Genomic DNA, 14,363 nt, shown 5'->3' on the forward strand with positions numbered 1-14,363 from the left:
CCGTTATCAAGAAGGGGATCCCGGGCGAAATGCCCTACAGAGAATAATGATGAGCCAGGACGATTTGAAAAAGGCAAATACGCGCCGCGTTAGGGCCGCGCAAACCGCTAAGACTTGGGAGAATGAAAATGTGCGCCGAGAACGACTCACGCGGCACACTTGCACGGTCACTTGCAACGGGATCACGACTGAATATGATTCGGTCCACGCCGGATTCAAAGCGCACGGCTTGCCGACTGGGAGCCATATTGCGTTTCGCAAGGAGGCGAAAACTGTGGGCCATGCGACCTTTGAACATGAAGGAAAATTCTACTTGTTCAAAACGTTCCCGAAAGACTCGGCCATTGTTTCGAAAGCGGATAAGTCAGAGCCACCACATAAGATTAACGAATGGAAGAACGCAAAGTCGGGGGAGCAGACAGTCGATGAGCAACTGGCCATCGTTTATAGAGTCATGATGTATGCGGCGGGAACCGGGTTATTCAATGCGACCAAGACGCGGGCAATCTATAGCCACGTCATGGCGAGCAAACTCAAAATGCAATTGAGGACCTTTACGGGCAAGGTATCCCGCGCTGCCGCCGCCGATCCAGAAGCAAAGCTGATCCTCGAACATTTTCATCGCTTACAGCATAAGCTCACCCTGCTTGTCGCGGAGCATATGAAGAACGGGCCGGACGTCGCGGCCTTTATTGAAGCGGTGCGGCGCATGGAGCAGGTGCATATCGTCACGTTCGAGGAGAACTATGCGGCACATCGGGCCAAAGGCTGCTATGTCACCGCAGGCATCGACTTGCTGGATTGGCTTGACCTGCCTGAGGATGTCCGCCGGACACTGTACTGGCGCAAACTGCACGGAGCGGTTTCGAACGCAAAACAGTTCGCGGTCTGATGCCGTAGCTTATAGGTACGTAGTTTCTGTTCAGTTCCTGAAGGTCTTCAACGACTGAAAATTGCGGCTTAAACGACATACCGGTCTCGATTTCTTTGAACCAAGGTGAGTTGCAGCGATTCACATCTCATCCATTCGTTATTGTGCTCACATGCTCAATGAATTCAGCGTGAGTCATATCCAGAGGCACGCTAGGTACACTAAAACGAGCCAGCCGGCGGAAAACGCGCTGAGCGTATGCCAGGTGTACGACACGTCAATAACACCGAAGTGGGACGCCATTGGGACTGCCCACATGGGTAGCAGCGCGAAAGCAATCGCGGCAACGGCAAAAACCATGCAGAACTTTCCCGCCCAGACTGCGGCACTGGCTTGGCCCTTGGCAAGCAATTGCTGGCTCGGGGTCGCTGCGTTGTCTCCGAGAACGAATCTTGCGATAGTTTCGAAGTTCTCAGGGACGACCGCCGCGCCGTGGCCTCCTCGTATGTAAGTTACCTCATACACCGGCGGATCTCTATCTGCGAAGCCTGTGTGCCCCGCACTGCCCAGATCCGACTTCATCTTGCGCAAACGCTCGAAGATAGAAGGGAAAATGGCGACTACCCAATCGGCCGATGCCACAAAGTTCTGAAGCGTGGTCAGTCGACGTTCATTGATATGTTTGCTCCAAGGGAAACTTCGATTCACGACACTTCCAGCAAAGACCGCGCGCTCGAATGCGCACGCGGGATATTTTTCCAATGCGCTCGCAAGCAAGTAGGTCCCGTTACTGTGCCCGACGAAAGACATCGCGGCTTGGGGATATTTAGCCAGTGCCTCTGTGTATTGATCCATGAACCAACGCACGTTTTTCTGGCGTTCAGGCTGAAGCATAAATCCGGCGATCGGAAAATAACCATAGCCGGAGGTGACGACACGCGCCTTTATGGATGTTCGTCCTGCTATGTCGTAGATGAAAGGTGCAAGTCTTTGCGTCCAGTTTCCATAGTCGCGGATACCATGCATGACGAAGACGACATGTTGGACATCCGGCTCTGCCTTGAAGGCCACGATCATGTCGCTTTTGATTTTCGTGCTGTCCACCAGTAACGCGTCGAGAAATATCTGCTTTCGAAGCGCGCCGGTCTGTCCCGAGAAATCAATGACGTTCGTGTGGCCGGTATCGGGAACCGACCGGTACACAAACGAGGCACCGCTTTGAATGTCGACGTTGTCTCGCTCGTCGACGATATCGTCTATCGTTCCAAGAAGTTGCACCGTCATCGGAATCGGAGGTGCAAGTGACGAATCACGCAGAAGGCTGACCCACTGAATCCTCAAGTTAGCGACGAAGGGCGCTCCTTCGCGAACGCTGTTGATCAGACGGGCGAGTCGGAACCAATGCCAGAGTTGCGAGCAAGTATTGAAGGCAAGCCACTTCGGCCAGGACAACTCTTTGGCCTTTTGACGTAACTCCCATCCTCGATTGGTTCCCGCCAAGAGAATAATCCGCGATACCAATGCTCCCCACGCTTGGGGAGCCGGACTTAAATAGCTTGCACGATCCTGATTCTTACCTCTTGAAAAGACATACGCCTTGCGCACTAACAACGCACCAAGGCTATGACCGATCAAAATGATTTCCTTATATGGCGAGCCTCTGGCTTCACGGGCCATAACGGCGTCGCTTATACATCGGACGAGCGCCTCGGTAATCTCGATAGGATCTTCGCTAGACAAAAAACCGGCTGCGTAGTCCGGAATGAGTAGATCCGCATTCGGCATGGCGTCCTTGACCGCCGATCGGACATCATGCATCTTGTATGAAGAACCAGTCCAACCATGTACAACCACAACAAGCGACTCGGACGCTCCCCGCACCTCCGCCTTCGTGTTTTCCAGTCGCATGGCGCCCCGCCGCGTATCTCGTTAGCTAATTTCTCTGTGGGCTTACCGCGTCTAACAAAATTGTTATAGAAGATTGGCTATAGCCTTTCAACAAATTATTCTAAGTTGCAGTTATTCGAACAGCCGAGTCTTTAACCGCCTGGGGCGACATCGCGATTACCCGCGGACGAATTGACCGAGGCTATCCGAATCTTTGCCCCCCTTCCTACCCCACCCCCACCCATTCCCCACCCTTCCCGCTACTCCTCAAAACCGCCTCCACAAACCGCAAACCCGCGACCCCATCCTCCACCGTCGTCAACCAGTCATCGCCTTGTGTCGTGCCGCTCGCGATACACGCCGCTGCATCGGTATAAACCTGCGCGAACGCCTCCAGATAACCTTCCGGATGCCCCGCCGGCACGCGCGTCGCGTGCAGCGCCTCGGGGCTCTGCACGCGCCCGCGCGTGATGCGCTCCGACGCGCCGCCTATCGGCGTGAACCACAATTCGTTCGGCTTCTCCTGATCGAACGCAATGCCCGCCTTCGTGCCGTACACGCGCAGCCGCAGCGCATTCTCTTCGCCCGCCGCCACCTGACTCGCCCACAACATCCCGCGCGCGCCGCCGCTATAACGGAACATCGCCTGCACGTGATCGTCGACACGCCGATTCGGCACGAACGTCGTCACATCCGCCGATAACTCCGACGGCCGCATCCCCGTGATGTATTCGGCAAGCTGATACGCATGCGTGCCGATATCGCCGAGACAGCCCGCCGGGCCGGCCAGCGCCGGATCGGTGCGCCACACTGCCTGGCGATTCGCCTGTGTCTCCACCGGCAACGACAACCAGTCCTGCGCATACTCGACCTGCACCACGCGAATATCGCCCAGCAGTCCGCGCCGTACCATCCCGCGCGCATGACGCACGAGCGGATAGCCCGTGTACGTATAAGTCACCGCGAACACGCGATCCTTATCGCGCGCAAGCTTCGCCAGCGCCTCGCCTTCAGCGAGCGAAACAGCCAACGGCTTGTCGCAGATCACATGGATGCCCGCTTCGAGGAAAGCGGTGGCGATCGGCGCATGCAGATGATTCGGCGTGACGATCGCCACCGCCTCGATGCCGTCCGACCGGCCCGCTTCGGTCCGCGCCATCTCGCGATAATCGTCGTAACTGCGCGTGAGACCGATTGCCGCCGCACTCGCCGCCGCACGCCGCGCATCCGACGACAACGCGCCCGCCACAAGCTCATAACGATCATCGAGCCGCGCCGCGATCCGATGCACCGCGCCGATGAACGCACCCTCGCCGCCACCGACCATTCCCAATCTGACGCGATTCATCGCTGATCTCCGATCCCGAGCACGTCGCGCAATTGTTCGCGGCTCGCGCCGCTGCCCGCGAAATCGTCGAAGGCGCGCTCTGCCACACGGATGATGTGCTCCCGAATGAAGACCGCGCCCTCGCGCGCGCCGTCTTCCGGATGCTTCAGCGCGCATTCCCATTCGAGCACGGCCCAGCCGGGAAAATCGTATTGCGCCATCTTCGAGAAGATCGCCTTGAAGTCGATCTGGCCATCGCCCAGTGAACGAAAACGTCCCGCGCGCTCGGCCCAGCCCGAATAGCCGCCGTACACGCCCTGCCTTCCGTTCGGCCGGAACTCCGCGTCCTTCACATGAAACGCCTTGATGCGCGCGTGATAGATGTCGATGAACGCGAGGTAATCGAGTTGCTGCAACACGAAGTGACTCGGATCGAACAGGATGTTCGCGCGCGGATGATCGTCCACCGCCGCGAGAAAGCGTTCGAAGGTCACGCCATCGTGCAGGTCTTCGCCGGGATGCAGCTCGTAGCACACATCGACGCCCGCATGATCGAACGCATCGAGAATCGGGCGCCAGCGCGCGGCGAGTTCGTCGAACGCGGCTTCGACCAAACCCGCCGGACGCTGCGGCCACGGATAAATGTACGGCCACGCCAGCGCGCCCGAAAACGTCACGTGCGCATTCAGCCCGAGCCGCTGCGAAGCCTGCGCCGCGTGCTTCAATTGCGACGTCGCCCATGCGGTGCGCGCGGGCGGATCGCCGCGCACATGCGGCGCCGCGAAGCCGTCGAACAAGGCATCGTAAGCGGGATGCACGGCGATCAACTGCCCTTGCAGATGCGTCGACAATTCGGTGATCGCAACGCCCGCATCTTCGACGGTGCGGCGGATATCGTCGCAATAGGCATCGCTCGATGCGGCTTTTTCCAGATCGATCAGGCGCGGATCGGCGGGCACCTGAATGCCCTTATAGCCGAGCGAAGCGGCCCATGCCGCGAGACCGGCAAGCGAATCGAACTGCGCCTGATCGCCCATGAATTGCGCGAGAAAGATCGCGGGGCCCTTGATGGTCTTCATCTTTCGCCTCTGAAAAAGCGCCGGTCAACGCGTGACCGGCCACGCACTCAAAACGGCGAGTTCGGGTAATAGAACTGCTTGGCGTTGTCCTTGGTGATCAGCACCGACGGGATGATCGTCGTCGGCGGCAGCTTGTCGCCCTTCAGGCGCGCTTCGGCCGTCAGCTTGATCGCGTCGTAGATGAACTTCGGCGAGTACGACACGTCGGCCTGCACGCGCTTGTCGCCGTCCATGACACGCTTCACCGCTTCCTTCGAACCCGCGCCGCCGAACACGATCTTGATATCGGTGCGCTTCGCCTGATCGATCGCCTTCAGCACGCCGATCATCATGTCGTCGTCGGCTGCCCAGACGGCGTCGATATGCTTGAAGCGCGTCAGATAATCCTGCATCACCTTGAAGGCATCGTCGCGATTCCAGTTCGCGTACTTGGCATCGAGAATCTTCATGTCGGGATGCTGCTTGATCACGCCTTCGAATGCGTTCCAGCGTTCGTTGTCAAGCGTCGTCGGAATGCCGCGCAGCGCGACGATGTCACCCTTTCCGTCCAGCGCCTTCGCGAGATATTCGGCGGGAATCTTGCCGAACGCGGTGTTGTCGCCGGCCACGTAGGCGTCCTGCGCGCTGGTGTCGGTCAGGCCGCGATCGACCACCGTCACATACACGCCCTTCTTCTTCACCTGCGCCACCGGCTGCGTGAGCGACGCCGATTCCTGCGGGAAAATCACGAGCGCGTTGATCTTGTTGACCGTCACGAGATCCTGCAACTGGTTCGCCTGCTCGGGCGCGGTGCCCGCCGTTTTCACGATCACCTTCAGGTCCGGATGCGCCTTCTCAAGCTCCTTCTTCGCCTCGTTGGCCCACCAGACGATGCCGCCCGTGAAGCCATGATCCGCGGTCGGAATGGCGACGCCGAGCACGACCTTGTCGTCGGCGAAAGCGGACGACGAAGCGGCGGCGAACGCGCTCGCCGCGAACGTGAGCGCGCCGAGCGCGCGAAGCATTTTTTTCATGACGATGTCTCCAGATTTATGAGCTTTAACGACGACCACGCTGCAAAACCGCTACAAGGATGATCACGGCGCCCTGCACTGCCGCGTTCAGATACACGCTGATGATGCTCGTCAGGTTCAGGATGTTGTTGATGACCGAAAGCAGAATCGCGCCGATGACCGTGCCGATCACGCGCCCTTCGCCGCCCTTGAGCGCCGTCCCGCCGACCACCACTGAAGCGATCGCTTCGAGTTCCCACAGAAGGCCCGTTGTCGGCGTGGCCGAGCCTAAGCGCGGTACGTAGAGAATGGTCGCGACCGCCACGCACATGCCGAGCAGAACATACGTGGCGATCTTCACGCGATCCACGCGAATCGCGGCATAGCGCGCGACCTGTTCGTTCGAGCCGATCGCCTGCACATGCCGGCCGTACACCGTGCGATTCAGCACGAGCGCACCGCCCGCCGCCACGATCAGGAAAATCCAGATCGGCACCGGCACGCCGAACAAACTCGCGTAATAGACAGGCCCGTAAAGATCGACGAGCGAGTTGTCGAGCGTGAGCGCGCCGCCGTCCGCGAGCCACGTGAGCAGCGCGCGAAAAATGCCGAGCGTGCCCAGCGTGACGATGAACGGCTCGATGCGCCCCTTCGTCACGAGCAAACCATGCGCGAGGCCGAACAGCGCGCCGAGCACGAGCGCAAGCACGATGCCCAGCGCGATGATCATGAGCGGCGGCACCGCATGCCCGTGAAAGCCCTGCAGGAGCGCGTTCATCGTGTAGATCATGCTGCCCGCAATGAGCGCGGCCATCGATCCGACGGACAGATCGATGCCGCCCGAGATGATCACGAAGGTCATGCCCACCGCGATGATGCCGATGAACGAGGTCCGTGTGAGCACGTTCATCGCGTTGTCGACGGTGGCGAAGTCGCCGTTGAGCAGCGTGCCGCCGACGCACAGCACGACAAGCCCGATCAGCGGCCCGACGTTGAACAGAAAGCGCGCGACGGCGGACAAGCGGCTCTCGCTTTCGATGTCTTCAGTGTGTGCCGGTCGCATGCGCGATCAACCTCTCTTCGGTCAAAAGATCCATGCCGAGCGTCGCGACGAGTTCGCCCGCGCGCATCACGGCAACGCGATGGCACAGCCCGATCAGCTCGATCAGTTCGGATGAAATCACGATCACCGCACGCCCTTCGGCGGCGAGCCGGTGAATCAGAAAATAGATGTCGCGTTTCGCGCCGACATCGACGCCGCGCGTGGGTTCGTCGAGCACGATCACGCGCGGATCGGGATTCAAAAATTTCGCGAGCGCGAGCTTCTGCTGATTGCCGCCCGAAAGCATGCGCGCGCGGCTCGACGCGTTGCCCGTGCGAATGCCGAAATCCTTCATCGCGACGGCGAGCGCGCCGCGTTCCGCACGCGTGTCGACGAGCGGATGCGCGTAGCGTTCGAGCGTCATCATCGTGAGATTGTCTTTGAGCGCCATGTCGACATGCAGGCCGCGCCCCTTGCGATCCTCGCTCAAGTAGGTGAGACCGTGGCGCATGGCATCGCGCGGATTCTTCAGCTCGACCGTCTTTCCATTGATGACGATGCGCGCCGCGCTCGACGGCCGCAGCCCGACCAGCGCCTCGAACAACTCGGTGCGCCCCGCGCCGACGAGACCCGCGAAGCCGAACACTTCGCCCTCGCGCACGGCGAAGCTCACGTCATGCGCCCAGCCCGGCACCGACGCCTGCGCGACTTCGAGCGCGACGGGCGCGTCTTCGGCGAGCGGCGGCTTGTCGGGAAACATGTCGGAGACTTCGCGGCCGACCATCAGGTTCGCCATCTGCTGACGCGTGAGTTCCGCAGTCGGCGCGCGCGCGACGAAGCGGCCATCGCGCATGACGATCACGTCGTCGGTGATGCGTTCCACTTCGTCGAGCTTGTGCGAGATATAGACGATGGTCGTGCCCGCATCCTTCAGACGCGTCATCAGGCCGAACAGACGCTGCGTCTCGGCGGGCGTGAGCGTCGCGGTCGGCTCGTCCATGATGAGCAGGCGCGCGTCGCGCAACATCGCCTTGGCGATCTCCACGAGTTGCTTCTCCGCGACGATCAGATCGCGCACTCGCGTATCCGGATTCTTGTGCAGACCGACTTCGTTGAGACTGGCGCGCGCGGCTTCACGCATCGCGGGTTCGTCGAGGAAGAAGCCCTTCTTAAGCTCATGGCCGAGAAACATGTTCTGCACGATGCTCAAGTGATCCGCCAGATTCAGTTCCTGATGGATCAGCACGATGCCCGCATGCTCGGCGTCACGCGAACTCGCGAACTCGCGTTGCCGTTCGTCGATATACAGTTCGCCCGCGCTCGGTCGCTCGTAGCCCGCGAGGATTTTCATCAACGTGGATTTGCCCGCGCCGTTCTCGCCGAGCAGGCCGTAGATGCGGCCCGGTGCGAGTTCGAAGCTCACGCCGTGCAGCACGCGCACCGGCCCGAACTGTTTTTCGATTCCCTCAAAGCGCACGGCAAGACTCATCGTCACGCGCTCCTTCGTTGGATCAGGCGATGCGGCAGCAGCACGCCCGGCACCTCGGCGTGCGGCTCGCGCAGGCGTTTGAGCAGCAGGCCGGCGGCGGTTTCGCCGAGCAGCTGCATCGGTTGCGAGATGGTCGTGAGCGGCGGATAGACGTGCGCGGCCACGGCGATATCGTCGAAGCCGACGACGGCGATATCGTCCGGCACGCGCAGCCCCGCGCCGCGAAAGCCGTTCATCACGCCGATAGCGAGCGTGTCCGACACCGCGAACGCCGCGGTCGGCCGCGTGTCGCCGAGTGACGCGAGCTGCGCGGCCGCGCGTTCGCCTGCATCGTAGTCGAGGCTGTCGAGTTCGATCAGCCAGGCGGGATGCGGCTCGATGCCCGCGTCCTGCAACGCATCGCGATAACCCGCGAGCCGCTGACGTCCATACAGATAGCCTTGTCCCGAGTTGATCAGCGCAATGCGGCGATGACCTTTGTCGACGAGATAGCGCACGACATCGCCCGCCGCGCGATGATTGTCGATGCCGACATACGGCACACCCGCCGAGGGATCGAACTCGCAGCACGCGACCCACGGCAGCGTCGATGCTTCCTCGGCGAGCGCCTTCTGCACGGCAGCGGGATCGAGACAGATGGCGCCATCCGCGCGGCGGCCGCGCAGCAGATCGAAATAGCTCCGCTCGCGCAACGGATCCGCGCCGGTATCGCACAACAGCATGAAGTAGCCGTTCTGACGCGCGACGCTGTCGATGCCACGCACGATCGCCGCATAGAACGGATTGCCGAAGTCGGGCACCATGGTGAGAAGCAGCCGGCTTTCGGCCGTGCGCAGATTGCGCGCGAGTTCGTTGATGCGATAGCCGCTTGCCGCGACCGCTTCGCGCACCTTGTCGCGCGTTGCCTCGCGAACGTTCGTGTGACCGTTCAGCACGCGCGACACCGTGGCGACCGATACGCCCGCGCGCTGCGCGACGTCGGCAATCGATACTTCTTCGCGTGGACGAACCGTATCCGACATGTCGAGCGTCGCTGGTCGCGATCGGGATGTAATGGATTACATTATTTGATCGTACGAGCGGGGAAGGCAATCGATATCGACTAGGGAGAAACGCTTAAGAGCGAATTTCGCGTGCGGTGTCGATCGCGCGTGTGGCGGCTCGTCGTAGGGTGTGAGCGGGCAGAATCACACGCTCGACATTCGAACACGCACGAAATCACGACAAGGAGCAACCCATGCGATTCATGATGCTGATGATCCCGCGCGGCTACGAAAGCGCGAAACCGGGCACGATGCCGAGCGCGGACGCCGTCGCCGCGATGGTGAAGTACAACGAGGAATTGCAGAAGGCGGGCGTGCTGCTCGCACTCGACGGACTGCATCCGCCGTCGATGGGCGCGCGCGTCACGTTCAAAGGCGGCAAGCCGCGCGTCACCGATGGCCCGTTCGCCGAGGCGAAGGAAGTGCTCGGCGGCTACTGGATGATTCAGGTGAAGTCGCGCGATGAAGCGATCGAATGGGCGAAGCGCTGCCCGGGATCGGACAACGAGATGATCGAAGTGCGTCAGGTGCAGGAGATGGACGACTTCCCGCCGGACGTGAAAGAAGCCGCTGCGGGCTTCGACGAGATGCAGAAGAACGCGGGCAGGAAATAGACCGTGCTGGCGGGCCGGAGCCCGCCAACGCCTGCTTAAACCACACGCTCCAGCGCCAGCGCAATGCCCTGCCCGCCGCCGATGCACAGCGTGACGATCGCGCGCTTCACGCCGTCGCGGCGCATCGCGTGGGCGAGACGCGTCGTGAGCACCGCGCCGGTCGCGCCGATCGGATGCCCGTGCGCAATCGCGCCGCCCTCCACGTTGACGATGTCCTCCGGCACGCCGAGCGTCTTCGCCACCGCAATCGGCACGGCCGCGAAGGCTTCGTTGATCTCGAAGCGCTCGACATCACCGAGTGACCAGCCCGCACGCGCCAGCGCCTGCCGCACCGCCGGCACCGGCCCGAGTCCGAACATGCCCGGCTCGACCGCCGCCACGCCGAACGCCACGAGCCGCACGAACGGTTCGATGCCGCGCGCATCCGCTTCCTTGCGGCTCGTCACGATCATCGCCGCCGCGCCGCTGTTCAGCCCCGGCGCGTTGCCCGCCGTGATCGTGCCGTCGGGACGGAACGCCGGGCGCAGCTTCGCAAGCGTGGCGAGCGTCGTATCGGGGCGCGGCTGCTCGTCACGCGCGAAAGCGACGGTTTCCCGCCCCTTCTTCACGTCGATGCCGACGATCTCCGCATCGAACGCGCCGTCGCGCTGCGCCGCCGCGAACAACTGCTGCGAACGTTCGGCCCAGCGGTCCTGCGCCTCGCGCGTGATATCGAGCTGCGTGACCAGATCTTCCGTGTGCCAGCCCGAATGCTCGCCGGAGAACGCATCAACGAGACCGTCGCGCAGCATGCTGTCGTGAATCTGCGCGTTCCCCATGCGATAGCCGTGCCGCCCGCCGTCGAGCAGATAGGGCGCGCGATCCATGTTCTCCATGCCGCCCGCGACGACGATCCGCGCGACGCCCGCTGCGATCTCGGTCGCCGCCGTCGCGATGGCCTGCGCGCCCGAACCGCATACGCGATTGACGGCAAGCGCAGGCACCGAGACCGCCACGCCGCCGCCGATCGCCGCCTGCCGCGCCGGATTCATGCGATTGCCCGCCTGAATCACGTTGCCGAAGACGACGGAATCGAGCGCCGCCGGATCGAGCGCACGGCCCGCGCGCCGCAGCGTTTCAGCGATGGCCGCCGCGCCCAGATCGACGGCGGGCGTGTCCTTCAGCGCGCCGTTGAACGCACCGATCGCCGTGCGCACCGGATGACTCAACACGATGTCTTGCGAAAACATGTCGGTGCCTCGCTCAGCGCGGAATGCCGGTGAGATAGATCGGCGCGTCGCTCGACAGCGAACGCTTGACTTCACGGCCGGTGTCATCCACAAGCACTTCTTCCTGATTCTTCTCGACCGCCGCGAGCACTTCGTTGACGACGTGTTCAGGCGTCGACTTCGGCCCGGTGACTTGCGCGGTCATGTCGGTATCGATGTAGGCCGGATGGGCCGCGACGACCAGCGTGCCCTGCTCGCGCAGTTCCTCGCGCAGCGCATTGGTGGCCGCCCACGCCGCCGCCTTCGAGATGTGATACGCGCCGCCCGCCGGCAGCGACACCCAGCTCAGCACCGACAGAACGTTGATGACCGCGCCGCCGCCGTTTTTCTTGAGCACGGGCGCGAACGCCTGCGTCAGCAGGATGGGGCCGAACGTGTTGATTTCGAGCACATCGCGGATGCCTTGCGTCGACGCCGGATCGGAGATCAGGCTGCGCGTCGTCACGCCCGCGTTGTTGACGATCACCTGGACGTCCGTGTAGGTCGCGGCCGCTTCGGCGATATCGGCGGCATTGGTCACGTCGAGGCGAACGGCTTCGGCGCCCGCAATATCGACGCGCTTCGGATCGCGCGCGGCGGCATAGACCTTCGACGCGCCCGCCTTCAGCAACGACTTCACGAACTGCCTGCCGAGACCGCGATTGGCGCCGGTCACGAGTACCACTTTTCCCTTGATTTGCATGATGCTCTCCGAATGCTTGGATTCATCGAAAGTGCATATACACTGTCGATGCTGAAACAATGGCCCGCGTGACCTGAGTCACGCGAGCCTGCCGTGCTTCACTCACTCCATCGTGGTCAGTTCGAACAGCGATTCGCGCAACGCCTTCGCGCGTTTCTCGCCGTACTTCGCTTCGAATTCAGCCTGTGCCGCGCGCCATTGCACCGATGCCTTCGCGAGCGTTTCCTTGCCCGCCGCGGTGAGACGCAGACCGACCGCGCGCGAGGCAGCCGATTCCTGCGTCGCCTCGACAATGCCGTCGCGCTGCAATGGCTTCAGCGCGCGCACGAGCGTGGTTCGGTCCATCACCATGTGCTCGGCGAGTTCGACCATCTGCACGCCGGGCCTGCGCCCGATTGCCGCGATGAGGGTGAACTGCGCCGCCGTGATGCCGACCTCGCTCAGATGCCGCTCGTACATCTGCGACACGAAACGCGCCGCCTGGCGAATCGCGAAACAGTTGCAGTCCAGAGGAGAAGAGTTGGAAGTCATGTAGCGCAGAATATGAGTGCATATGCACTTTGTCAAGCCGGGCAATTTCAATCGATGCGATAGGTCCGATCGGTGCGGCGCGGGCGCCTGGTCGGGAATCGTCGCGCGACGCGCTGCACCGATTCGCGCAAAGCCGCCCCGGGCGTGCGCTCGCGGCCAATCGGGCCTGTGCCGAAATCCGCATCCGCGGCGCGACTAAACACCAAGACGCGGTCAAATTGGCTCTCTAAATTTGCGCATGTCCGCTGTCTGTGCCGGGCTGCGCGCGTAGCGGCTGCCGTCATCGTCCGAATGATCGGACGCTTGAGGGCAAGTCCGTCTTGCCGGCACGGGACCGGTCGTGTTCCATTCGATTGCCAAATCAAAAAGGAGAGGAAACCATGCGCATCCGTACCCATTCTTTGGCATGGCTCGTGGCGTGCGCCACGGCCACGCTCGGCGCCGTGCCGTTTTCGGCGGCTGCTGAAGACCTGCCGGTGAAAGTCGGTTTCGCCGCGCCGCTGACCGGCGCGAATGCGGGTTATGGCAAGGATCTCCAGAACGGCGTGCAACTCGCGCTCGACGAAGCCAACGCGAAGAAGATCACGATCGGCGGCAAGACCGCCAAGTTCGAGATCCACGCGGAAGACGATCAGGCCGATCCGCGCGTCGGCGTGCAGGCGGCGCAGAAGCTCGTCGATGACGGCGTGGCGGTCGTCGTCGGGCACTTCAATTCGGGCACCACATTGCCCGCCTCGCCGATCTACAACAACGCCGGCATCCCGGTGATCGACCCGGCCGCGACCAATCCGACCATCACGACGCGCGGGCTGGAAAACGTCTTCACGGTCATTTCGAGCGATGCGCAGAACGCGGGCAACGCCGGCATCTACGCGGTGACGACGACGAAGGCGAAGCGCATCGCGATCATCGACGACCGCACGGCGTTCGGTCAGGGCGAAGCCGACGAGTTCGAAAAAGCCGTCAAGGCGAAGGGCGGCACGATCGTCACGCGCGAATACAGCGACAACCAGACCGTCGATTTCAGCGCGCAACTCACGCGCATCAAGGCCGTCAACGCGGATCTGATTTTCTTCGGCGGGCTCGACCGGCAGGCGGCGGCCGTCGTCAAGCGGATGAAGCAGCTCGGCATGAACGCGCAGTTCGTGGGCGGCGGCGGCGTGATGGACGCCGATTTCCTGAAGCTCGCCGGCGACGCCGCCGAGGGCGCGCAGGCGTGGGAATACGGCAGTCCGCTTGACAAGCTGCCCGCGGGCAAGGCGTTCGGCGACAAGTTCCAGAAGCGCTTCGGCGTCGCGATCCTGTCGTATGCGCCGTTCGGCTACGACGCCGCGTGGGCCGCCATCAACGCGATGCAGAAGGCCAATTCCATCGATCCGAAGGTGTACCGGCCCGTGCTGAAGTCGAATTCGTTCGAAGGCATCACCGGCCCGATCGCGTTCGACAGCAACGGCGCGCTGAAAAACGCATCGTCGACGCTGTATCAGGTGAAGAACGGACAGTGGGAGTCCGTCGTCACCAAGCACGGCATGTAATGC

At 62.2% G+C, this 14,363-nt stretch carries 13 protein-coding genes; 3 read left to right on the forward strand and 10 right to left on the reverse strand.

The genetic code is table 11. The annotated features are described in order from the left end of the window. Positions 1 to 49: 49 nt before the first annotated feature. Positions 50 to 892, forward strand: a complete 843-nt coding sequence (locus BRPE64_RS31945) for a hypothetical protein (protein WP_144063457.1) — start codon at positions 50 to 52, stop codon at positions 890 to 892. A gap of 174 nt (positions 893 to 1,066) precedes the next feature. Here the strand turns inward: BRPE64_RS31945 and BRPE64_RS20315 are convergent, their stop codons facing one another. The 7 genes from BRPE64_RS20315 to BRPE64_RS20345 form a co-directional block, all read right to left on the reverse strand. Next, positions 1,067 to 2,779: an alpha/beta fold hydrolase gene (locus BRPE64_RS20315; protein WP_016355418.1), complete on the reverse strand. Its 1,713-nt coding sequence runs from the start codon at positions 2,777 to 2,779 to the stop codon at positions 1,067 to 1,069. 205 nt (positions 2,780 to 2,984) lie between these two features. Beyond that, positions 2,985 to 4,106 carry a Gfo/Idh/MocA family protein gene (locus BRPE64_RS20320; protein ID WP_044042604.1) on the reverse strand — a complete coding sequence of 374 codons (1,122 nt, stop codon included), beginning with the start codon at positions 4,104 to 4,106 and terminating at the stop codon, positions 2,985 to 2,987. After that, on the reverse strand, positions 4,103 to 5,164 hold the full coding sequence (locus BRPE64_RS20325) for a sugar phosphate isomerase/epimerase family protein (protein ID WP_016355420.1): 1,062 nt from the start codon (positions 5,162 to 5,164) through the stop codon (positions 4,103 to 4,105). Before BRPE64_RS20325 ends, BRPE64_RS20320 begins: the two co-directional genes overlap by 4 nt. A 47-nt stretch (positions 5,165 to 5,211) precedes the next feature. Next, a complete protein-coding gene (locus tag BRPE64_RS20330) occupies positions 5,212 to 6,177 on the reverse strand; it encodes a substrate-binding domain-containing protein (RefSeq protein ID WP_016355421.1) in 966 nt (321 codons plus the stop codon). Between the two features lie 25 nt (positions 6,178 to 6,202). Beyond that, complete coding sequence (locus tag BRPE64_RS20335) at positions 6,203 to 7,219, reverse strand: ABC transporter permease (protein ID WP_016355422.1); 1,017 nt, start codon at positions 7,217 to 7,219, stop codon at positions 6,203 to 6,205. Further along, a complete protein-coding gene (locus BRPE64_RS20340; protein WP_044042605.1) occupies positions 7,200 to 8,687 on the reverse strand; it encodes a sugar ABC transporter ATP-binding protein in 1,488 nt (495 codons plus the stop codon). Before BRPE64_RS20340 ends, BRPE64_RS20335 begins: the two co-directional genes overlap by 20 nt. Positions 8,688 to 8,689: 2 nt before the next feature. Further along, entirely contained in the window at positions 8,690 to 9,709 is a 1,020-nt protein-coding gene (locus BRPE64_RS20345) for a LacI family DNA-binding transcriptional regulator (RefSeq protein WP_016355424.1), read from the reverse strand. A 215-nt stretch (positions 9,710 to 9,924) separates the two neighbouring features. Here BRPE64_RS20345 and BRPE64_RS20350 point away from each other — a divergent pair, with 215 nt between their 5' ends. Beyond that, complete coding sequence (locus BRPE64_RS20350; RefSeq protein ID WP_044042606.1) at positions 9,925 to 10,344, forward strand: YciI family protein; 420 nt, start codon at positions 9,925 to 9,927, stop codon at positions 10,342 to 10,344. A 35-nt stretch (positions 10,345 to 10,379) separates the two neighbouring features. On the opposite strand, the gene BRPE64_RS20355 is transcribed toward BRPE64_RS20350, so the two are convergent. The 3 genes from BRPE64_RS20355 to BRPE64_RS20365 form a co-directional block, all read right to left on the reverse strand. Continuing rightward, positions 10,380 to 11,573, reverse strand: a complete 1,194-nt coding sequence (locus BRPE64_RS20355; RefSeq protein ID WP_016355426.1) for a thiolase family protein — start codon at positions 11,571 to 11,573, stop codon at positions 10,380 to 10,382. 13 nt (positions 11,574 to 11,586) lie between these two features. Then, the gene (locus tag BRPE64_RS20360) at positions 11,587 to 12,294 is read right to left on the reverse strand and encodes an SDR family oxidoreductase (protein ID WP_016355427.1); all 708 of its coding nucleotides are present in this window, start codon (positions 12,292 to 12,294) and stop codon (positions 11,587 to 11,589) included. Between the two features lie 102 nt (positions 12,295 to 12,396). Continuing rightward, positions 12,397 to 12,825, reverse strand: a complete 429-nt coding sequence (locus BRPE64_RS20365; RefSeq protein ID WP_044042805.1) for a MarR family winged helix-turn-helix transcriptional regulator — start codon at positions 12,823 to 12,825, stop codon at positions 12,397 to 12,399. Between the two features lie 380 nt (positions 12,826 to 13,205). On the opposite strand from BRPE64_RS20365, the gene BRPE64_RS20370 reads away from it, so the two are divergent. Continuing rightward, positions 13,206 to 14,360 carry a branched-chain amino acid ABC transporter substrate-binding protein gene (locus BRPE64_RS20370; RefSeq protein WP_044042607.1) on the forward strand — a complete coding sequence of 385 codons (1,155 nt, stop codon included), beginning with the start codon at positions 13,206 to 13,208 and terminating at the stop codon, positions 14,358 to 14,360. The last annotated feature ends 3 nt before the right edge of the window (positions 14,361 to 14,363 follow it).

The organism is Caballeronia insecticola, assembly GCF_000402035.1.
GTDB lineage: Bacteria > Pseudomonadota > Gammaproteobacteria > Burkholderiales > Burkholderiaceae > Caballeronia > Caballeronia insecticola.

Bases quoted from the DNA above. Each gene is read 5' to 3' on its own strand.
- BRPE64_RS31945 (WP_144063457.1), top strand. From the start codon at position 50: ATGAGCCAGGACGATTTGAAAAAGGCAAATACGCGCCGCGTTAGGGCC.
- BRPE64_RS20315 (WP_016355418.1), bottom strand. From the start codon at position 2,779: ATGCGACTGGAAAACACGAAGGCGGAGGTGCGGGGAGCGTCCGAGTCG.
- BRPE64_RS20320 (WP_044042604.1), bottom strand. From the start codon at position 4,106: ATGAATCGCGTCAGATTGGGAATGGTCGGTGGCGGCGAGGGTGCGTTC.
- BRPE64_RS20325 (WP_016355420.1), bottom strand. From the start codon at position 5,164: ATGAAGACCATCAAGGGCCCCGCGATCTTTCTCGCGCAATTCATGGGC.
- BRPE64_RS20330 (WP_016355421.1), bottom strand. From the start codon at position 6,177: ATGAAAAAAATGCTTCGCGCGCTCGGCGCGCTCACGTTCGCGGCGAGC.
- BRPE64_RS20335 (WP_016355422.1), bottom strand. From the start codon at position 7,219: ATGCGACCGGCACACACTGAAGACATCGAAAGCGAGAGCCGCTTGTCC.
- BRPE64_RS20340 (WP_044042605.1), bottom strand. From the start codon at position 8,687: ATGAGTCTTGCCGTGCGCTTTGAGGGAATCGAAAAACAGTTCGGGCCG.
- BRPE64_RS20345 (WP_016355424.1), bottom strand. From the start codon at position 9,709: ATGTCGGATACGGTTCGTCCACGCGAAGAAGTATCGATTGCCGACGTC.
- BRPE64_RS20350 (WP_044042606.1), top strand. From the start codon at position 9,925: ATGCGATTCATGATGCTGATGATCCCGCGCGGCTACGAAAGCGCGAAA.
- BRPE64_RS20355 (WP_016355426.1), bottom strand. From the start codon at position 11,573: ATGTTTTCGCAAGACATCGTGTTGAGTCATCCGGTGCGCACGGCGATC.
- BRPE64_RS20360 (WP_016355427.1), bottom strand. From the start codon at position 12,294: ATGCAAATCAAGGGAAAAGTGGTACTCGTGACCGGCGCCAATCGCGGT.
- BRPE64_RS20365 (WP_044042805.1), bottom strand. From the start codon at position 12,825: ATGACTTCCAACTCTTCTCCTCTGGACTGCAACTGTTTCGCGATTCGC.
- BRPE64_RS20370 (WP_044042607.1), top strand. From the start codon at position 13,206: ATGCGCATCCGTACCCATTCTTTGGCATGGCTCGTGGCGTGCGCCACG.